This window comes from Bacillus sp. HU-1818 (assembly GCF_022695965.1).
GTDB lineage: Bacteria > Bacillota > Bacilli > Bacillales > Bacillaceae > Bacillus > Bacillus atrophaeus.
The window spans coordinates 1,013,178-1,034,033 of record NZ_JAAPBE010000002.1 but is presented as its reverse complement, the minus strand read 5'-3'; the positions used below and the strand labels follow the sequence as shown (position 1 = coordinate 1,034,033).

Genomic DNA, 20,856 nt, shown 5'->3' with positions numbered 1-20,856 from the left:
TGGATCGCAGATTAAGTTCGCCACATCCTGTGGCAACATCTGCGTGACCTGCATCGCGCAGGCCTCAGTTTGACTGACTACGCACATCGCTGTGCGATTTTTATGTTAAAACTTTGAATTAACAGGTACGTTTTGTCTTGTTTAGTTTTCAAAGATCATCTTGTCCGCTTCGTTTGAAGCAGCTTTATTACTATAACATCCAGCTTCATTTATGTCAATAACTTTTTTGAAGTTTTTTTGAAGCTTGTTGTTGTGTCACTGTTGTTTATCAGCGACGAATAATAATATATCATTCTGAAACATTTATTGCAATAGTTTTTTTAAAAAAATCTAGAATAAAATCAGAAACATAAATAAGGCAATTCTATTTATTCCTCTAAACTCTTTTAATCTCAGGGACTGTTTGATTTGAATACTAATTGAACACCGCATACTTCAGGGAAATGTATTAGTGTTAAGTGCGTAAAAACTGGCACACCTCTTTACAGTGTGTCATCTCTTTTGGACCCATTTGAATTCACCTTACAACTCCCCCTTTGAATATTTTCTTCTATATGAAGAGTAAACTAAATTTAGATTTTGAGAGAGACCGTTATAAGCTTATGTTTCAAAGGACCGAACTATATATGCTGCTGTTTTAATCACTTACATGTTATCTTGTTGTTTCTTTTACTTTCTTGTATAGTAGAAATGAACTAAATACTTGATGACCGCAAGGGGAGCATTAAAGCTGAGAGTGAACGGTTTCGTTCTGACCCTTTGAACCTGTTAGTTAACGCTGGCGTAGGGATGTGGCAAAGCCAAATGAATTGCAGAACGTAAAGCAGTGCGTGGAACTTTCCCATCCTTCCCCGCACTGCTTTTTTGTTTGTCCTTATGGATTGTCTAATGGAAGGGGAATTTTTATGAATCAATCAAAACAACTGGTACGCCTTATTGAAATTGCAATCATGACAGGGGCTGCAGTCATATTAGACATTATTTCCGGGATGTTTCTGCGGATGCCTCAAGGAGGATCGATCTCCATTATGATGATACCCATCTTTTTGATTTCGTTCAGGTGGGGAGTAAAAGCTGGCCTTACTTCCGGACTTCTGACCGGCCTTGTGCAGATTGCTATCGGTAATCTGTTCGCCCAGCATCCTGTTCAGCTTCTGCTCGACTATCTTGTCGCTTTCGCTGTCATAGGAATTAGCGGATTATTTGCTTCTGTTGTTTATAAAGCCGCTGTTTCAAAAGAAAAAGGGAAATTGATTACTTCTGTCATTATCGCTGTTTTTATGGGAAGTTTTTTACGCTATGCCGCCCATGTCATTTCCGGCGCGGTGTTTTTTGGCAGTTTTGCCCCCAAAGGCACTCCGGTATGGATTTATTCTTTAAGTTATAATGCAACCTATATGGTGCCTTCTTTCATAATATGCGCTGTTGTGCTCTGTTTATTATTTATTACAGCTCCGCGTCTTTTACAGACAGAGAAGGCTTAACATCGCAAAAACCAGCGGAATCAATCCGCTGGTTTTTTATGTTTCCTCTAGATTCGCAACCAGTACATATCTTTCCGGAGCAGAGCCGATAAAGTCAAAGGGATAACAAGTCGATAATGTGAGCGTGGCACGCGGCTTAGGCACAATGATTGTCCGATCGTCTGAATCTACAATTCGCACCTTTTTAACTTTATAAGTGAATGTGCCGTAGGATGCTTTTACGATTAACTTATCCCCTTCTCCAACTTCCCCCAACTTTCTGAATACAGTATCACGGTGGCCGGCAAGGACCGAATTATCATTTTCACCCGGCAAGACGGAACCTGCATAATGTCCAACTCCTTTTTCAAGCTCGTCCTCATCGGTTCCATGGTAAATCGGCAATTCGGCGCCTATCTTCGGTATGACCAAATCGCCGATTTTTTCTCCCGTTTGAAAGGTTGCGTTAATTTCTTCAGCTTTTGTTTTTGGTTCTGCCGCCTTAGCGGCGCCTGAAGCATTTTTTTCATTTGCTGTTTGCTTTTGCTCTTTGAACTGGCCGAATTGAAACAGCGCGTAACCTTGTAATAGCTTCCATGCATTTGTGGAAGTAATATATAGACCTCCGGCTATTAGGCATATGGACAAAATAAAGACTGTTTTTCGTTTGTTAGATTGTTTAAAACGTTTAATGTGCAGTCACTCATTTCTTTTACTTCAATGATGCTGTTTTACGAAGTTTTCTTATCATAAGCAGTCCGCCGGCCAGCAATAAAAGCCCAAACATAGACCATTCCGCATAATGGCCTGCTGTTTTAGGGAGCTTGGCGCCTTTTACCGTTTTTTCCACCTGTGCGGCGCTGGTTTTTTTAGGCTTTGTTGACGTTTTACTCTCTTTTACAATCTGTTCTGCTTTTCGGATATCGCTCCCGGTTTGATGTGCTGTTTCAGAGTCTACCATGTCCGCTGTAAAAATAGCGTCAAGCAGGAATTTTCCGTTCCAGTCATATAGTTCAACCAAAAGCTTGGACCCTTGGGCCGGGTTGACAGACAACAGGCTCCGGGCTGTAAGTTCTTTTTTGCTGTTCCCATTAATGAGGTAAAATTTCGTTTTCACTTGAAAAGTGTTTTGAAAATCGTTCATCACATCGAGCAGTTCCGCAATTTCGCCTGCAGATAGTTCACTGATGCTCGTAAAACTTGGCAAATCAAGCAGGCGGTCTGATAAAGCTAATAGCTTGTCCGAAAACTGAGGATCTTTTTTCTCCAAAGCGGACATATGCTGATAGAGATTCTCCAATTCATTTTGGTCGATGCCGATTTGGCTGAACAGTTTCATAAATTGTTCTTCCGCCTGCTTCTCTTCTAATGCTGCGGATAGATACTCTTCTGCATCCTCTATTGAATCTGTATATAACCTGATGTCTTCATCACCAGGGAACATCTTTGCGTATTCACTTTTAGTCAGTCCGTATTTTTTCAGCAGGGCTGCAAAATTTTCGTCAGTCAGCGGTGTGTAGCTTGTTATGTAATCAAGTGCGCTGACAAAGTCATCGGCAAATACATACACATCCTGAATGGCTTGGCTTTTTTGAAGAAAACCGAACACAAACAGCTGCTGCTCCGCTTCTTTCTTGCTCATGCCGTATTCTTTTAAGTAAGCGGCGAGCGTTTTATCCGTCAGCCTGTCTCCAAGATACTCCCGCAATTCAGCGGCGGAGGTAAAGTCATTCAAATCTTCATCATAATTTTCTTTTAAATAGGTTTGCAATTCTGTTTTTGTCATTCCTATTTCTTTTAGATAGCTTTGAAGCTCTTCTTGCTTTGGTGCCGCTGATACTTGCATCGCCGGGGCGATGATCAGCAGGCAGATAATAACGCACATTAATTTTTTAGTCATGTATATGACCCCCTTTTTTACTATACAAATAGATTATACTGGAATTTCTTAAAAATAATAGGCATTATTCCGTAAAATATATGATTAGAGAAAATAAAGAAACAGCAAGTCTTTTTTTGCCTGCTGTTTCTTTATTTCAAGGTTATTCTATTATTCGGAGCAGTGCCGCACCTTTCTTACTCTGTCTTTTCTTCTATTGAAGTTTCCCTAATAGGCTGTTTTGGTTCTTTCAGTTCATTGGTTAGCTCATGAATACTTTGTTTGATATTTCCTTTTCCCGAAAAATTCTCAATGATTTCCTTAACGTCTATTCCTGAAGATGCTTTTAAGCTTTCTTGAAGGCTGGACATCAAATTGGTCGCATAGCCCGTTACTTTGTTGGCGCCGCTGCCCTCACCGTTACCTCCGGTGTCAACGACAGTGATTTTATCAATATTAGAAAGCGGAGCTGACACTTGTTTTGCGTATTCAGGAAGCATTTTGACAATCATGTCGAGGATCGCTGCCTGGCCGTATTTTTCAAAGGCTTCCGCAATTTTTTCTTTCGCTTCCGCTTCTGCGAGACCTTTTAAGCGGATAACCTCTGCCTCTGTTTCCCCTTTTGCTTTTTCAGCTTCGGCTTTCGCAAGCCCGTCAATTCGCACCTTTTCAGCTTCAGCCTTTGCCATCGCTTCGATACTGTATTGCTTGGCGTCTGCTTCTGCCAGCTGTTTCGCTTTTTCAGCGGCTGCGGATTGTTCAACTGAGTAACGGTCGGCATCTGCCTTTTTCTTCACTTCGGAGTCATATTGGCGTTCGCGGCGCAGAATTTCTTTTTCTTCTAATTCAATTTGCTTTTGCCGCTCGATGATTTTGACCTGCATTTCCTGCTCAGTTACTTGCTGTCGGGCTCTGGCCGTTTCCAAATCGTATGCCTGGTCGGCGTTTGCTTTCGCAGTATCTTGGTCCCTGCGGTATTCAGCCATTTTGAGCTGGTTCAATTTTTCGGCTTCGGCTATTTCCGTCGCACGTTCAAGCTCTGATTTTTTCGCATCTTTCGCAGCTTCTGCGCGTTTTATTCTTGTTTCCTTATCTGCCTCTGCGGTTGCGATATCAGCATCACGCTTTACCTGAGCGATTCTCGGCTTCCCTAAGGATTCCAGATAGCCGTTTTTATCGCGGACGTCTTTGATCGTAAACGATACAATGATAAGCCCCATTTTAGCGAGATCCTGGGACGCAACACGCTGCACTTCTTGAGAAAATTTCTCTCTGTTTTTATAAATTTCTTCTACTGTCATAGACCCGAGTATGGAACGCAGATGCCCTTCCAATACTTCTCTCGCTTCCTGTTCACGGTCTTCTTTTGATTTTCCTAAAAATTGTTCGGCTGCTGTGGCGATTTCTCCGATTGAACCGCCGATTTTAATAATCGCTGTTCCGTCGGCCATAACTGGCACGCCTTGTTCGGTATATACTTCAGGTGTTGATACATCGAGTTTGCTCGATAGCAAGCTTAACGGTTCTGCCTGCTGGAAAACCGGAAGGACAAAGGTTCCTCCGCCCCTGACGATTTTCAGACGGTTTCCGCCTTCATCCACATGTACGTTTTTATTGCCGAGATAGCTTCCTGTCACGATTAATGCTTCATCAGGCCCGGCCGTTCGATATTTTGTAATAAAAACGGCAATGAGTGCGATAAGTAAAAAGAATACAACTCCGATTACAATTAAAATAGGCATGGTCATTCTTTATTCCCCCTTGTTTTATAATGGTTCATGAGGTGTGACGGAGAGAACCCCTTTGTTTACATCGACAATCAATACGACTGTCCCGTAACCGATCTGTTCGTTGTCAAAGCTGATTGCAGATTTTGAGATGGCGCCGCCGATTCCTTCAATCAATACTTCTCCATAGCCATCAACCGGTACAGCTGTAATCACTTTTCCGACTCTTCCCTTTAAATCTCCTTCTCTGTAGGTCAGCGATTCTTCCGCAGATGACAGCGGAACAAGTACAAATATATGCAGCAAACTGACTAACAGCACTGAAAGTATGAAAGAAAAAAGTGCGATCATCGGGCTGGAAAGCGGTACGGCTGTTTCTCCTATATAGCCTGATGCCGCAAAAAAAGTGAAAAACGCGAGCACTAAAGCCGGATTAAGAAAAGAAATTGGAACAGCCTCCAGCAGCCCTTCAAACATATCACTGAAAAATACAAATAGCAGCGTCAGGCTTCCGGCTATGATGAGTGTATAAAGATAAATCGTTTGAATCGGAAAACCGAGTTCCAATTACCTCATCCTTTCTTATCTTGGGTAAGTTATCGTTACTTCAATCTTTACTTTGCGGGGACAGAGTCTTGAGTGATGCTGACGGATTGATTGCTTTTGGGGCTATCTTTTAATACGGCTTTAGCGGTAAAAAGTTTCATATTTATATAGATAAGCCGCTTAGCGAAGTTTAAAAATGATTATAGAGGCGGTTTATGATAAGCTTTTTGCAGGAGGAGATGTCATGAGTATCTTTTATGAAGCCAGATTGGAAACATGGAATGAAATTAAAGGTCTTACTGATGATCAGCTGAACAAAAAACCGTCTGCGGACGAATGGAGTATACGTGAAGTCCTTGATCATTTAAAGCTAATTGATGCAGCTGCACAGACCGCCTTTAAAGATCGGCTGAAGGATGCACCATTAAAAGAAATTGAGGAAAAACCGGTTGGAATGGCAGAGGACAGAACGAACAAACGCAAGGCTCCGAGCCATTTCGAACCGGATCAAAGCTACATGTCAGGCAGCCAAATGAAACAGGAGCTTGATGTCGTGAGAGAACAGCTGACGTCTATCATCGCCTCATTAAAAGAGGACGACTTCAATAGAGTGCTGCCTCATCCCGTTTTTCAGGAGCTGACAATCAAACAGTTCATTGATTTTATCGGCCATCATGAAAAACGGCATCTCAGCCAAATAAAAGAGATTAAAGAGAAGATATAATGAAAAAAAGGGTCTGATGATTCAGACCCTTTCTGCTTTTGGCTTTATCTTTATCGGATTGTAAGAGTGGACTTCAATAGAATCTCCCGCAAAAACGGCACCAGGGCGCTCGACGACGCAAACGATTCCCCTCCTGCCCATCGCGTGACGCACAAATGCCGAGGCTAGCTTAGGCTTGTCCGGATAATAAGATTGAATCACCTCTCCCGGCTGTATACATGGGTGGTTTTCCCCCTCACACAATAACGCGGCTCCGCTTGGAAAAATCAGTCTGCTACCTTCATGTAAAGAAGTCAGTTCAGGCAGGCCTCTGATCTCCACATTCGCACCGAGCCACTCCGGAAAAATTTCAGGCACGCCCATTTTCCCGGCGATCTCTGCACATTCTTCAGCAGAGACAATTGAAATTTGTCTGCGATTGAAAATTTCAGTCCCTCTTTTATACATCGGCTCTCGCGCACCGGCCCGTTTTGTAAGTCCGAAATGCAAATCACCGGGTATGCCGCCATAATCAAAATGCAATTCATCCATATGTTTTGTAACAAAATTCTTTGTATCCGCAATATAAAGCCCTTCTGTTGCAGCAGCAAGACGCTTCCACATATGCCGGCACATCCTTTTTCTATTATTGAATTCCAACTATTTCAATTATCTTATCATAAAAAAACCCCGCTCTGTAAAGGAGCGGGGCGTTTCATTATACTGTTTTAGGCGTAAGGTTAAAGCAGCGTTTATAAATCCAGTTGTACGTTTTTTCATTTAAATCTCTCGGGTTGCCGAATGTTTGAGGGTCTTTCATCGCTTCTTTAGATAAGCGCTCGATCATATCAGGTGATACGCCTTGCTCTTCTAAAGTCGGAACCTCTAAATCTTCTACAAGATCATACATCCAGTTTACAGATGCTTTCGCCGCTTCTTCTGTAGACATATTGCTTGTATCAATGCCGAATGCTTTTGCGATACGGGCAAATTTCTCAGGGTACCCTTTCCAATTGAATTCCATTACAGGTCCCATCATTGCTGCGACACATTGGCCGTGAGCAACAGGAATAATGCCGCCAAGTGTTTGGCTCATCGCATGTGCCGCACCTGCTGATTCGCTTCCGTATGAAAGACCGGCAAGCATTGCAGCCTGTGCCATTCCGTATCTTGCTTCGAGGTCTTCTCCGTCGGCAAAGGCTCTTCTGATATAGTGCGCCCCGTATTCAATCGCCATCAGCGCCACGGCATCCGTAATCGGCTGGGCAAATTTCATTGTATAGCACTCAATTGCGTGAGCAAGCGCATCGATTCCCGTCATTGCCGTTACATGAGGAGGCATAGAAACATGAAGCTCAGGATCAATTACTGTTAAGTGAGCCGCGATCAGCGGTCCGCCTGTATTAAACTTGAATTCGCGCTCTTCATCTGTAATAACAGCCCATTGCGTTACCTCTGAACCTGTTCCCGCTGTTGTCGGAATCGTTGTAAGCGGAGGAATACGGTTTTCTAGCGGTTTTTTTCCGTCTGCCGCTTCATAATCAAGCACGCTTCCTTCGTGTGTCGCTTCTACTCCGATGGCTTTTGCTGTATCCATAGAGCTTCCGCCTCCGACAGCGACCAAACCATTGCAGTTTTCTTTTTTATAAATAGTTGATCCTTCATTAACAAGCCGAACAGGAGGGTTTGGTTCTACTTTATTGAAAAGGACGACTTCTATGCCCGCTTCCTTTAATGATTCAATAACCGGATCCGCGACTCCCGCTTTGTAAATTCCAGGGTCAGTCACAAGCAGCGCTTTTGAGACGCCTAGTGCGCCCACTTCTTCCCCTACGTGTTTCACCGCGCCGATTCCGTGCTTGATCACCGTTGGAATTTCGAATGTATGGAATTTATGCATGCTTTCTACTTTCATATTTAAAGTCATTTATAATCTCCTCCTTCTTATGAATGAAACCAATTAACTGCAGCTGGTTTTGTATTGCGGTATATGTGTTTGACTTCTGTATATTCTTCAAGCCCGATTTTACCAAGCTCTCGTCCAAATCCGGATTGCTTATAACCGCCCCAAGGCGCTTGTGCAAAGTATGGGTGGAAGTCGTTGATCCAAACTGTACCCATTCTCAAGCGAGCGGCTACACGTTCACATTTTTCAATATCCTTTGACCAAACTGCTCCGGCCAAACCATAAATGGTATCGTTCGCAAGTGCGATAACCTCTTCTTCTGAACTGAAGGTTTCAACTGTTAAAACAGGGCCGAACACTTCTTCCTGAACAATTCTCATGCCAGATTTACAGTTTGAGAAAATCGTAGGTTCATAGAAAAAGCCATTTTGAAGCGCTGGGTCTTCAGGGCGTTTGCCGCCTGTTTCCAGCTTTGCACCTTCTTCGATCCCGATTTCCACATATTTTTCAACCTTAGCTCTATGTTCCGCAGAAATAAGCGGTCCGCTTTCTGTGTCCTCATGGAAGCCATTTCCGAGTTTAATGCGCTTCGTCCGTTTTACAATCTCTTCTAAAAACTGATCATGAATGGCTTCATCCACAAGCAATCTTGATCCTGCGGAGCAGACTTGGCCGGCATGGAAGAAAACAGCGTTCAGCGCCTGATCAACAGCTGTTTCCAAATCAGCATCTTTGAAGACGATATTCGGATTTTTACCGCCCAGCTCAAGCGCAATTTTTTTGACGTTTCCGCTTGCGGCCTGCATGATTTTTTTGCCTGTTTCGATGCCGCCTGTAAATGAAACCAAATCAACATCTATGTTTCTGGCAAGCTCGTCACCTACCGTTGCGCCAGGTCCTAATACTAGGTTTGCGACACCTTTTGGAATTCCGGCTTCCTCCATCAGCTTGAATACTTTGATTGTCGTCAGCGGCGTGATTTCACTCGGCTTGAGGACGATCGTGTTTCCAGCAGCCAATGCCGGAGCGATTTTCCAGCTTGCTTGCAAGAGCGGATAATTCCAAGGGGTAATCTGTCCGCAGACGCCGATCGGTTCTCTGACGACTCTGCTTTCTGAATCGGGAATCGGAGATGCAATAACTTCTCCTCCGTCTTTATCCGCAAGGCCGGCGTAATATTGGAAAACATTTGCGATATCGTCCATATCCGCTTTGCTTTCCTCTAATGTTTTTCCGGTATCGAGCGATTCAAGTTCTGCCAATTCGTCCAGATCTCGTCTGATTAATTCCGCAATTTTCAGAACAAGCTTGCCGCGTTCCAGTCCCGGAAGGTTTGACCATTCTCCTTCATCAAAGGCTCTTCGGGCGGCTGCGATTGCTTTTACAGCATCCTCCCGTTCCCCTTCGCATACTGTTGCAATTTCTTCTTGATTAAATGGATTGATAATGCTTCGGATCTGCTTTTTTTCTGCGCTGATCCATTCACCGTCAATATATAATGTTTGACTCATATAAACCCTCCTTACCGAAAAGTAAGTTTGTTAAATAAAAATTTAATGTTTTTAACAATTTAAATGTAACATATGGTTTTTATGCTGTCAAAGCCCTGCTTGTTTTATTTTTTGTTTTGACTTTTCTCTGTGTTTCGTTAAGATAAAGAACATAAAGAAATGACTTAACAAATTTAATCTTCTAAAGGAAAAGAGGGACAGTATGGATGAAAATCCAGAATTCGCAGCTATAGAACAAGCAAGAGATCTTGTGATAGATTCAATTGCTGAAACGATGGATCTCTACGGAATCACCCGCAGTGTCGGGATATTATATGGAACAATGTATATGCGGGATGAGATGACGCTTGATGAAATGCGCGAGGAATTGCAAATGAGCAAGCCTAGCATGAGCACCGGGGTCAAGAAGCTACAAGATTTAAATGTTGTGAAAAAAACCTTTCACCGCGGAATCAGAAAGCATACATTTGTGGCGGAAAAGGATTTCTTTAAGTTTTTCACGAATTTTTTCCCTCCTAAATGGGAGCGGGAGGTTCAGGTTAATCTGAAAGCGATTGAGGATGCCCAGGCTGACTTACAAACAGTGCTGGAGAAAGAAGAACTTCATGAGGAATCTAGAAATGAAGCCAGGCATTTATATGAACAGCTGGAAAGCTCTAAAGCATATTATGATTGGCTGAAGCGGCTTGCAGAATCCGTTCAGAGCGGTGAGATTTTCAAGTTTATCCCTATAGAAACCGAAGGAAAAACGCCTGAGTGAAAACGGGCGTTTTTTTCTTTCATTTTGTCGTTTTGTGTTTCTTTTGCATGACAATCCTCTTGAAAATATAGGAATAACAACCCATTTACTTCCAAAACAATTGATGATAATTTTAATAGGTAAAAATTGGTCGACATTCCTCGAAGGAGGTGAAAATAAGGGGGGACCATGCTTTACAATTACAACTACTTTTTAGGGGGATTTAACTAACATGAAACGTAAGCTATTCGCTTCTTTGATCACAAGTTTATTAGGCCTTGTATTACTGATGGCCGCTCCTGCTACTTCTTTTGCGGCTGAATCTAAGTCAGCTGCAAATGAGCCTACTATGCATACCACAGCAACTGCATCCTTATTTGCAAAAATCACTGGCACAAGCAAACAAGAATGGTCGTTTTCTGATATTGAATTGACTTACCGTCCAAACACGATTCTTAGTTTAGGTGTGATGGAGTTTACATTACCGAGCGGATTTACAGCGACAACAAAGGATACTGTCAACGGGCATGCGTTGCGCGAAAGACAGATTCTTAATAACGGAAAAACAGTAAGACTTCCATTAAACCTTGATTTACTAGGCGCTGCAGAATTTAAATTGAAGTTAAACAATAAAACACTTCCTGCTGCCGGTACATATACTTTCCGTGCAGAAAATAAATCTTTGAGCATCGGCTCGAAGTTTTATGCGGAAGATAGCATTGTTGTAGAAAAGCGCAGCACACCGCCTACAAAGCCTTGTAATTGCAACTAATCTTTTCAAAGGACCGGCACAAGCACAGCTTGCTTGTATCGGTCCTTTTTTTTGTATTTTTCCCGTCTTATAAATTTTATTGACAAACACTTGAAACAGGAGTACATTCTTGAGTGATCCATCAATACAGTCTCTTTTACCGCTTAATCACACATGAACGGGGGAACCATTTTCGATCGTTTCAAAAAAGCGATCTTGGGGTGAATCTTACGTTGTAAGAAGGGGTACTCTGAACTCCTAATCCGACAGCTAACCTCGCAGGCGTATACAGAGAGGAGGTCTATTTTGCGGCCATTTTTTGTAATGGTCTTTTTTTATCTTTTTACGATAGATCATTATGTTTATAAGGAGTCATGAAAATTGGGGAGAATAAAAAATAAACAATTTGCTGTAATCGGTCTCGGCCGTTTTGGGGGAAGCATCTGTAAAGAGCTGCACAGAATGGGCCATGAAGTACTGGCAGTAGATATAAATGAAGATAAAGTAAACGCGCACTCCTCCTTTGCAACTCATTCGGTTGTTGCAAATGCGACGGAAGAAAATGAGATGAATTCATTGGGGATCCGCAATTTCGAATATGTCATTGTCGCGATCGGAGCAAATATCCAAGCAAGCACTCTGACAACGTTATTATTAAAAGAGATGAACATACCGAATATCTGGGTAAAGGCTCAAAATTATTATCATCATAAAGTGCTTGAAAAAATAGGCGCCGATCGGATCATCCATCCCGAAAAAGACATGGGAATTAGAATCGCGCAAAGCCTTTCTGACGAAAATGTTCTCGACTACATTGATTTATCTGAGGAGTACAGTATCGTCGAATTGCTCGCTACGAAAAAACTGCATTTTAAATCTATACTTGATTTGAATGTGAGAGCAAAATACGGCTGCACTATTCTGGCTATTAAGCATAATGGTGAGATTAACGTTTCTCCAGCGCCGGAAGCGGTCATCCATGAACGAGACTGTCTTGTGCTGATGGGCCATAAAAGAGATATTAAACGTTTTGAAATCGAAGGGATGTAGACGAAGGTGACGTTTCAAAAGGAAACTGTGATCAAATGGGTTCGTTTTTCCCCGCCGCAAGTGCTAGCGATAGGTTTTTTCCTTACAATTATGATAGGCTCATTGATGCTAAAGCTGCCAATCGCGTCAAATGGGCCTTTAACGTGGATTGATGCTCTTTTTACGTCTGCTTCGGCGACTACAGTTACAGGGCTGGCTGTTGTTGATACCGGGACTGAATTTACTGTATTTGGCCAGATTGTCATCATGGCTCTGATCCAGATCGGCGGCCTTGGTTTTATGACATTCGCCGTGCTCATCGTCATTATGTTAGGGAAAAAAATCGGCCTGAAAGAAAGAATGCTCGTTCAAGAAGCGTTGAATCAACCAACAATCGGCGGAGTGATACGTCTCGTAAAAGTACTGTTTATGTTTTCAATCAGCATTGAATTGACAGCGTTTTTCCTTTTGTCTTTTCGTTTTGTACCTGAGTACGGATGGGGATACGGTCTTTTTACCAGTTTATTTCACGCAGTATCCGCTTTTAACAACGCCGGGTTTTCTTTATGGCCGGATAATTTAATGGGTTTTGCAAGTGATCCTGCGGTCAATATTATCATTACCTTCTTATTTATTACAGGAGGAATCGGGTTTACGGTTTTGTATGATATATGGACATATCGCCGGTTTAAGGCATTTTCGCTTCATACTAAACTGATGCTTTCAGGCACCCTTTTATTAAACGTACTTGCAATGCTTGTGATTCTGACTCTTGAATACAGCAATCCAGGCACTCTCGGCTCTATGCATTTTACTGATAAGCTATGGGCCTCGTATTTTCAAGCTGTGACCCCTCGAACTGCCGGATTTAACTCTGTTGATTTCGGCAGCATGAGAGAGTGCACTCTTGTGTTCATTTTGCTTCTGATGTTTATCGGTGCCGGCAGCGGTTCTACAGCGAGCGGAATAAAACTGACTACCTTTATCGTTATCATGATGTCTGTTATCGCGTTTTTAAAAGGAAATAAAGATACCGTTATTTTCCGCCGTACCGTTAAACACGCCGTGATCATTAAATCCTTAGCTGTCAGCGTCATCAGTTTATTTATAGTGTTTATAGGCATTTTTGCCCTCACTATCACAGAACATGCTCCATTTCTTCAGATCGTTTTTGAGACCTTTTCAGCTTTTGGTACAGTCGGATTGTCTATGGGGCTGACCCCAGAATTGTCAACAGCCGGAAAATGTATCATCATTGTCATAATGTTTATTGGAAGAATCGGCCCTTTGACATTGGTTTTTTCATTCGCCAAAACTGAAAAGTCAAATATCCGCTATCCTGACGGTGAAGTATTTACAGGATAACAGCAAAAAAGCTGGCGCGTCGGCGCCAGCTTTTTCATTCTGCATGTGAGTGGTTTTGTTTTTTTTCCTGCTCGGCAATGATGTCGTTATCTTCAGCATTGTCTCTTGTTACCTTTTGAGTGAGGATTGCGCCAACCGCTACAAGAATCATCACAGCAATGTAGTACCCTTTTTCGTTCAGTTCAAGGTTATCTGCATTATAGAGCCCGATACAAAATAAAAAGACTCCCGCAAAAAAAGTGAAATAGGCCAATATCGTAAAGGCAGGCGTATTTCTTCTTCTATATTTTTGCATCTTTATTCCTCCCCTGGTGTATGAATATACAAACTGCTGTGAATTATTATACCGTATATTTCCTCCATTGGAACTAAAATTTAAAATATTGATTATATGTTTATCGCAACCGATCGGCGCTTACGTTTCCTCACTCAATTGAATAGCTGAATCATCAACCCAGCCGACTAATTTATCATTGATTTGGAATTGGTACCAGACTGATTGGCCTTTTTGCTTTTTAGAGACTACCTTAATATTCTCCCCGACAAAATCCTGTACGGAAGATAGTTTGATAGATTTTGCATCTTTAGAAGGCTTCGACCAAACATCTTCAAACGCATTATCTTTAACTGAGCCGTTTAAATCTACTGATTTGATAGAAGGGTTTACTTGATCGAATTCATCCAAACCGTAATTCTCGACTATGCTGCTGATTTTGTCTGCATAATCAGGGTCTGTCGCATAACCGGATTTTTGGAGGGCAACGGCCGCTTTTTTATAATCTTTGGCCTCTAGTACAGGCTGATATTTCTTTTTGTTCCATGACGTGCCTCGGACAAATAATTTGGCGTGATCATTCATTGATTGAAAGAATGTGCGGTATTTCCGGAATTTTGCACGAATCGTTTTTCTTTCCCCTTTTTCAAATTCGTCCGTTTCCATGGTGACGTGCTTTCCTTTATAATCCCCTTTAATCCCAAACAGATTATTGGCCTCAGAGGCAAGTTCGCTGTTTCCCCAGTTTGATTCCAAAATGGCCTGAGCGATTGTGATGCTGGGAAGCACGTGATATTTTTCATATAAAATTTGCGCATGACCTGAAAGACTGTCAATAAATACCTGCTTCTCATCAATTTCTTCAGGTTCTTTGGCTGTTTCAATAGGTTTTGATAAAGTTGTCACAAGAACAAACAACCCAAGAGCAATCGCTGCAACGAAAAATACAGATATAAAGAGTTTAAGTTTTGATTTTTTGCGGGACATAAGAACCTTCCTTTAATTAAAAGATGAAGAGTGTAAAAGAACGATACATTTAAGAATTTTACTTGCACTTCTAATATTTTTCAATTCCTTAGGGAAAAAGTTGCTGATACGCCAAACTTTTTCATGCATTGCTGCATACGCATTTCAAGCGGTCGTATGAAAATGAACAGTTATATTAGAATCGTTATCGTTCTGTCTCCAGTTAGAGTACTAGTAGTCTGACGGAAACCGGAGGAGAATAGTTACAATAACCTAGTTTATTATGAAAATAAAAAACCCTTCCTCGTTATGAGAAAGGGTTCTGCCTTAGCATATATAGTTACTAAAAATATCTCATGTATCGCTTTTTGTCAAACCCGGCTTGTTGAAATTTTTAAGCGCATCCCGATATTCCTTATCATGAATCACTTTATGATGAGTGAATTCGGCAACTTGCTGAAATACCTGATTTGCGTGTTTCTCACGTTTATCATGGGGTTTGTGAGCTAACTTATGACCCATGCCTGTAGCATTCATAAAGAACGATAAGCATACTAAAAGCAAACTTAAAATAAAGGACACAAGAAAAAGATCGTGATAGGTGGCGATCAGCGCTTCATGCAATGATTGGGTTCCTTCTTGATCCATACCTTTATTCGATGTCAGGAGCCTGCCGGCAGAATCCTTTTTCGTAAAATAGCCTATCAATATTGGCACTCCCATATATACAAAGAGCCTCAAAAATTGAACAGCTGTCATTCTCTTTACAAGATCCGGAAGAGGGCCGCCTAAAGCAGCTCCCATCAAACCCGCGGCAACTGTCAGTCCGGTTCCCGCTGCCAACATGATAAAAATGGCGGCAAACATATATAAAGACATATGAGATTCTATATGAATCCATTGAAAATTAACAAAAACGAGAGTGAGAGAACCTATAATTCCGAGCATCCCCGGTCCGACTTTATCAAAAAAGAGAGCGCTTATCACAGCAGCAATGGCCACTCCGATCAAAAGGCTCATATTCAAAAGAATCAGGTGTTCTCGTGAAATATCATACATCTCATGAAGCAGGCCCTGAAACGCCGAGAGACTTACTGCAATGGCAATAGTCCCCGCAGCTATAATGAATAATCCCAATACAGGCTTTGGAATCAGCATCATTTTAATTGAGATAAAAGGATTTTTCACTTTATACTCTACTATCAATAAGATCAGGAGAATAAAAATGCTTCCGCCAATACCTGCCCATACATAGCCTGATGAAAAGCCCCACTTGGGCAGATGAATGAATGTATAGGCTGCGGTGACAGAAAGACATCCGGTTAAAACGGCTCCAGTGATGTCAAATGATGACTTCTCCTTTTCTGTGCTGGCATGTTGTTCATCCTGCAGAAAGAAATAGCTTACGATTATTCCTATTAAAGAGAGAATGCCAAAGGTATAAAACAGCCATCTCCAATGGCCGTAGTTTAAGGCTATTGATCCTAATATTGTTCCGGTAATAACCGAACCATAAAATCCGCCGATGAGAACTAATAATGCGTAGTTCCGACGATCCAGCGGAAATGACAAAACAAGCATAGGAATCATAATCATCAGCATGATGCCAGTGGCAGCTCCTTGTAAAAAACGGCCTGTTGCCAGCCATAGGATATCATTGGATAATGCAAATAGAAGCGCCCCTACTATAAAAACAGACAATGATGCCATATATATCGGCCGGGCGCCGAATCTTTTTCTCAGCAAGGGCCCCATCGGTACAAATAAAGCAAAGGCCATATTTCCGATAATTATGGGATTTAGTGAAGCAAAGCTCCCCGTCACCACAGTCTTTTGAACAAGACTTTGAACTCCCGTCAATGCCGTGTTGGACATTAACCCCGGTCCGACAGCTAAGACAGCAAGTAAAGAAATCACCCAGTAATGTTTCGTCTTCATGTTGCCATTCCTTTCTATAATGTCCTGATTAAATAGAAGAAAATGCGGACGGGCCTGACGATTGACTGTCCTTGTGCGTATCATTTTTATCAAAGCAAAAGAAGCTAATAGATGAAATAGGCCATTAGCTTTACATTAATCCCTGCTCCATAGGTGCATCTATGACGAAGGATTTTATCATTTATTATTTTATTATAATATGTGAAAAAATGAGCATTAAACTCAGTTATTATTTCAAACTGCTTGGGATTTGTCAACGGCACTGGGTTTCAGCACAAAAAAACAAAAGCTTCAAAAGCTTTTGCCAGACAATCATATTTATGGAGCCAAGGGGGCTCGAACCCCTGACCTCTACGCTGCCAGCGTAGCGCTCTCCCAGCTGAGCTATGGCCCCGTGTTGTAACGTCATGTTTTATTATAGAAGATTTTTTTTGGAAACACAAGTTGTTTTTTTCTTTTTAGAGGAACTTTTTTATTTGATTTTCGTACGTATAACAGACGAGGTGACTGTTATGGAAAAGAGAAGTAAGAAAAAAAGAAGCGAGTGGTTTGATTATGCTGATTTATTTGAAGTGTTGTTTTATGGAATTAGATTTATGATAAGGAAGATATTATTATTGCTGCACCATTCTTAAATTATTGATTTCTAAATAAAAAAATAAGACCTGCTCAGAGGTCTTATTTTTATTTCAGAAAAAGATCATCAACAACACAATGCCGAGAATGATTCTGTAGATCGCGAATGGAACGAGCTTGATTTTGTTAATGAGCCGTAAGAAAAAGCGGACGACGAACAGAGCCACGATGAACGCACTGATAAAGCCGACGGAGAAAAACGGCAGAAGATCCGCGTTTAAGCTGTCCCAGTTTTTCACAAGCGTTAAAGTGCTTGCGCCCATCATGATCGGAATCGCCATAATGAAAGTGAAGTCGGCGGCGGCTCGGTGATTTAAACCGAGCATGACACCCCCGGCGATTGTTGAGCCTGAACGGGAAAAGCCCGGCCATAATGCGAGACATTGAAATAATCCGGCTCCGATCGCTTGTTTATATGTGATTCGGTCCACCGTTTCCGTTGTTTCATTTCTTTTGTTCATAAAGTCGGCCGCAAGCATCAATACAGCACCGGCGATTAAACCGAAGGCTACGGTTTTGACGGAAAACAAATATTGATCAATGTAATCTTCGAACAAAAAGCCGAGGATTGTGGCAGGCACAAGACCTACTGCAATTTGGGCAATGCTCAGTTTGTGCCCTTTCGTTTGATCGCTTGTGATGTTTTTTTTCATTCCCAGCAAATTCAGAATACGGTCTTTAAAAACAATGGCTACGGCCAGAATTGAACCGAGCTGAATGACCACTTTAAATGTGTTTGCCGCTTCAGGTGTCATGAGGCTCTTAGATTTGAGCCAAATGTCATCAACTATGATCATATGTCCCGTAGAAGAAACCGGCGCGTACTCTGTTAACCCCTCTACTATCCCTAAAACAGCTGCTACAAAAATCTCCCATAGAGTCATGATTTTCTTCCCTTCATCAGACATTTATTTTTGGCAAAACTGAAGCTTTCCATTAATGGAAAGCCCGTCTTCTATAAATATCGGTCATGCCTACTTTTTATGACTTGCAGCACGTCCATTTTTTTCTTCACCGTATAAATTGGAGCGCATTTTAAACCAGTCAAATAAATGGGTTGTTACTACTTTAACCACGGCATAGCCGGGGATTGCCAGAATAATTCCGACAACGCCGAAAAGCTTTCCTGCGGTTAAGAGAACGAAAATGATTGTGATGGGATGAATATGAAGGTTTTTCCCCATAATTTGCGGAGAAATCAATTTCCCTTCAATCAGCTGGACGATTGTCCACACAATCACAAGCTTCAGCAGCATAAGAGGCGATGTGACAAGCGCAATGATAATGGCGGGTGTAATCGCGATTGTCGGGCCCAAATACGGAACAATGCTTGTACATGCGGCGATGATCGCAAGCAGAGATGCATAATCCAGACCGATAATCAAATAACCGATAAACAGCAAAAATCCGATGCAGAAGCTGACGATGATCTGGCCTCTGATATAGGAGCTTAAACGGTGGTTCATTTCGCTTAATACAGTGAATGTCTGTTCTTTTAAGCGAGTCGGCACAAATTTTAATATGTAAACCGGCAATTTCTTTCCGTCCTTTAACAGATAGAAAAGAATAAATGGCACCGTTATAATAGAAATCACGATCTCGGTAATCGCGCCGATAAAATTCCCCACGCCTGTAAATGTGCTGTTCACAATTGTTGCCGCCTGATCTGATACTTTGTTGGCCAGATCTGAAATATTAATATTCATCGTCTGCTGCGCCTGATTGACAAAATCACTGCCGATCAGCTGTGCGGTCTGATCCTCTACTATATCCACATATCTCGGCAGATTATCAATCAAACTCATGATCTGCTCTTTCAAAAATGGAATGATTGACACGATGGTGATCGTAATCAGCCCGATAATTAAGATATATAGCAGCAAAATGGAATAAATCCTTTTTACTTTTCTCCGTTCAAGGAAATCGACTATAGGATTTAGCAGATAAAAGACAATGCCTGTTAATATAATTGGCAGTGATATTGTTTTGAGCAGAACGATAATTGGAGTAAAGATAAATGATGTTTTGGTAAAAACCAGTATATTTAAGCCGATGAGCAGCAAAACAAGTAAAAATAAGACAAATTTATTATCTAAGAAGAATCGCTTGAATCTGCCGCTCCATGTTTGCAACGTTTCCACTGTCGTTCCTCCGTCATACATATTTTATTTAAATTGTACACTATCGGTCTTATAATGAAAAATGAAAACCGCTTAATAATTGGATTTTTCTGTTGTTCATGTAACTGACACTGGTAGTATTGCGAAGTCCATCCCGATATAGCTTAGATTTTCAGATAAAATAAAAAATGCTTGAGCCGCCAAAGCTCGCCGTTTTCGCTTTCATATTTGTTTCCGTCTCTCTTTATCCCTTTTCTCAGAAAAAACAGCTATAATTAAAGATATCTTGTATAAAAAGGAGCAATCACTATGATTCGATTTGCAATTGTAGGAACCAATTGGATTACGGAACGTTTTCTCCAATCCGCGTCTGATATTCAGGATTTTCAGTTAACTGCTGTTTATTCAAGATCAGATGAACGCGCTGCTGAATTTGCAAAAACACACGGCGCCGGCCATTCTTTCTCAAACCTTCAGGACATGGCGGCGAGCGACTGCTTTGACGCCGTATACATCGCCAGCCCGAATGCTTATCATAAAGAACAGGCCATTCTCTTTATGAACCACGGCAAGCATGTATTGTGCGAAAAACCGCTTGCTTCAAACACCAAAGATGCAGCCGATATGATTTCAGCGGCTAAGGCAAATGAAGTTGTCTTAATGGAAGCCATGAAGACAACCTTTCTCCCTAATTTCGTCAATATACAAAACCACATACATAAAATCGGGAAAGTCCGCAGATTTACCGCAAGCTACTGCCAATACTCTTCCCGATATGATGCTTTTAGAAACGGCACCGTGCTTAATGCGTTTAAGCCTGAATTGTCCAATGGTTCATTAATGGATATAGGCGTGTATTGTATATATCCCGCGGTTGTATTGTTCGGCGAACCAAAGGAAGTCAAAGCGAGCGGCTACCTCTTATCATCAGGTGTTGACGGAGAGGGAACGGTTATTCTGTCGTATGATGGGTTGGAAGCCGTTCTGATGCATTCTAAAATTGCTACATCTTATGCCCCTGCGGAAATTCAGGGAGAAGACGGAACCATTATATTAGATACTGTTCACCGGCCTGAAAAGGTTGAAATTCGGTACCGCGACGGACGTGTTGAGGATATATCAGTCGCCGACGATAAACCTGCTATGTTTTATGAAGCTGCCGAATTCATCACATTAATCAAAGAGCGACAGCTTGAATCTGCCGGAAATACATTCGACCGCTCGTTGATGACCTTAAACATTATGGATGAAGCCAGAAAACAAATCGGTGTGGTTTTTCCAGCTGATCATTAAAAAATCCGCC

At 41.7% G+C, this 20,856-nt stretch carries 19 protein-coding genes, 1 tRNA gene and 2 riboswitches; of the genes, 7 read left to right on the top strand and 13 right to left on the bottom strand.

All coding sequences use genetic code 11. The features are described 5' to 3' along the window. Positions 1-705 precede the first annotated feature (705 nt). A riboswitch (TPP riboswitch) is annotated at positions 706-807 on the top strand. 98 nt (positions 808-905) lie between these two features. Further along, complete coding sequence (thiT, locus tag GXP75_RS10510; protein WP_106045445.1) at positions 906-1,484, top strand: energy-coupled thiamine transporter ThiT; 579 nt, start codon at positions 906-908, stop codon at positions 1,482-1,484. 36 nt (positions 1,485-1,520) lie between these two features. On the opposite strand, the gene GXP75_RS10505 is transcribed toward thiT, so the two are convergent. The 4 genes from GXP75_RS10505 to GXP75_RS10490 all read right to left on the bottom strand — a co-directional run bounded on the left by GXP75_RS10505 (position 1,521) and on the right by GXP75_RS10490 (position 5,636). Then, positions 1,521-2,111 carry a class D sortase gene (locus GXP75_RS10505; RefSeq protein ID WP_061570489.1) on the bottom strand — a complete coding sequence of 197 codons (591 nt, stop codon included), beginning with the start codon at positions 2,109-2,111 and terminating at the stop codon, positions 1,521-1,523. Positions 2,112-2,175: 64 nt separating this feature from the next. Beyond that, the gene (locus tag GXP75_RS10500) at positions 2,176-3,363 is read right to left on the bottom strand and encodes a processed acidic surface protein (RefSeq protein WP_242556743.1); all 1,188 of its coding nucleotides are present in this window, start codon (positions 3,361-3,363) and stop codon (positions 2,176-2,178) included. A 176-nt stretch (positions 3,364-3,539) separates the two neighbouring features. Beyond that, entirely contained in the window at positions 3,540-5,090 is a 1,551-nt protein-coding gene (gene floT / locus GXP75_RS10495; RefSeq protein ID WP_003327223.1) for a flotillin lipid rafts scaffold protein FloT, read from the bottom strand. A gap of 18 nt (positions 5,091-5,108) precedes the next feature. Then, positions 5,109-5,636: an NfeD family membrane protein gene (locus GXP75_RS10490; protein WP_061570492.1), complete on the bottom strand. Its 528-nt coding sequence runs from the start codon at positions 5,634-5,636 to the stop codon at positions 5,109-5,111. A 223-nt stretch (positions 5,637-5,859) separates the two neighbouring features. Between GXP75_RS10490 and GXP75_RS10485 the strand changes: the two genes are divergently transcribed. Further along, positions 5,860-6,339, top strand: a complete 480-nt coding sequence (locus tag GXP75_RS10485) for a DinB family protein (RefSeq protein ID WP_242556742.1) — start codon at positions 5,860-5,862, stop codon at positions 6,337-6,339. A gap of 21 nt (positions 6,340-6,360) precedes the next feature. On the opposite strand, the gene GXP75_RS10480 is transcribed toward GXP75_RS10485, so the two are convergent. The 3 genes from GXP75_RS10480 to betB form a co-directional block, all read right to left on the bottom strand. Further along, positions 6,361-6,942 carry an MOSC domain-containing protein gene (locus GXP75_RS10480; RefSeq protein WP_242556741.1) on the bottom strand — a complete coding sequence of 194 codons (582 nt, stop codon included), beginning with the start codon at positions 6,940-6,942 and terminating at the stop codon, positions 6,361-6,363. A gap of 94 nt (positions 6,943-7,036) precedes the next feature. Next, a complete protein-coding gene (gene gbsB / locus GXP75_RS10475) occupies positions 7,037-8,245 on the bottom strand; it encodes a choline dehydrogenase (RefSeq protein WP_010789274.1) in 1,209 nt (402 codons plus the stop codon). Positions 8,246-8,262: 17 nt separating this feature from the next. Next, a complete protein-coding gene (betB, locus tag GXP75_RS10470) occupies positions 8,263-9,735 on the bottom strand; it encodes a betaine-aldehyde dehydrogenase (RefSeq protein WP_242556740.1) in 1,473 nt (490 codons plus the stop codon). Positions 9,736-9,937: 202 nt separating this feature from the next. Between betB and cudC the strand changes: the two genes are divergently transcribed. From cudC to GXP75_RS10450, 4 genes are all read left to right on the top strand, one after another. Beyond that, positions 9,938-10,495, top strand: coding sequence for a transcriptional regulator GbsR (gene cudC, locus GXP75_RS10465; protein WP_061570496.1), 558 nt, complete (start codon positions 9,938-9,940; stop codon positions 10,493-10,495). Positions 10,496-10,706: 211 nt separating this feature from the next. Then, complete coding sequence (gene bslA / locus GXP75_RS10460) at positions 10,707-11,246, top strand: biofilm surface layer hydrophobin BslA (protein ID WP_242556739.1); 540 nt, start codon at positions 10,707-10,709, stop codon at positions 11,244-11,246. A 130-nt stretch (positions 11,247-11,376) separates the two neighbouring features. Then, a riboswitch (cyclic di-AMP (ydaO/yuaA leader) is annotated at positions 11,377-11,526 on the top strand. 80 nt (positions 11,527-11,606) lie between these two features. Then, complete coding sequence (gene ktrA, locus GXP75_RS10455) at positions 11,607-12,275, top strand: potassium uptake protein KtrA (RefSeq protein ID WP_061570498.1); 669 nt, start codon at positions 11,607-11,609, stop codon at positions 12,273-12,275. Between the two features lie 6 nt (positions 12,276-12,281). Continuing rightward, positions 12,282-13,619: a TrkH family potassium uptake protein gene (locus GXP75_RS10450; protein ID WP_242556738.1), complete on the top strand. Its 1,338-nt coding sequence runs from the start codon at positions 12,282-12,284 to the stop codon at positions 13,617-13,619. A 34-nt stretch (positions 13,620-13,653) separates the two neighbouring features. Here GXP75_RS10450 and GXP75_RS10445 read toward each other — a convergent pair whose 3' ends face one another. The 6 genes from GXP75_RS10445 to GXP75_RS10420 form a co-directional block, all read right to left on the bottom strand. Next, complete coding sequence (locus GXP75_RS10445) at positions 13,654-13,914, bottom strand: YiaA/YiaB family inner membrane protein (RefSeq protein ID WP_010789278.1); 261 nt, start codon at positions 13,912-13,914, stop codon at positions 13,654-13,656. Positions 13,915-14,034: 120 nt separating this feature from the next. Beyond that, complete coding sequence (locus GXP75_RS10440; protein ID WP_242556737.1) at positions 14,035-14,880, bottom strand: glucosaminidase domain-containing protein; 846 nt, start codon at positions 14,878-14,880, stop codon at positions 14,035-14,037. A 333-nt stretch (positions 14,881-15,213) separates the two neighbouring features. Beyond that, a complete protein-coding gene (locus GXP75_RS10435) occupies positions 15,214-16,797 on the bottom strand; it encodes an MFS transporter (RefSeq protein ID WP_242556736.1) in 1,584 nt (527 codons plus the stop codon). 321 nt (positions 16,798-17,118) lie between these two features. Further along, positions 17,119-17,191 (bottom strand) — tRNA-Ala (locus GXP75_RS10430). 295 nt (positions 17,192-17,486) lie between these two features. Next, positions 17,487-18,317 (bottom strand): undecaprenyl-diphosphate phosphatase, encoded by an 831-nt coding sequence (locus GXP75_RS10425; protein ID WP_242556768.1) that lies wholly within the window; start codon positions 18,315-18,317, stop codon positions 17,487-17,489. A 90-nt stretch (positions 18,318-18,407) separates the two neighbouring features. Continuing rightward, positions 18,408-19,574: an AI-2E family transporter gene (locus GXP75_RS10420; RefSeq protein ID WP_106045460.1), complete on the bottom strand. Its 1,167-nt coding sequence runs from the start codon at positions 19,572-19,574 to the stop codon at positions 18,408-18,410. Between the two features lie 288 nt (positions 19,575-19,862). On the opposite strand from GXP75_RS10420, the gene GXP75_RS10415 reads away from it, so the two are divergent. After that, positions 19,863-20,846, top strand: a complete 984-nt coding sequence (locus tag GXP75_RS10415; RefSeq protein WP_242556735.1) for a Gfo/Idh/MocA family protein — start codon at positions 19,863-19,865, stop codon at positions 20,844-20,846. Positions 20,847-20,856 lie beyond the last annotated feature (10 nt).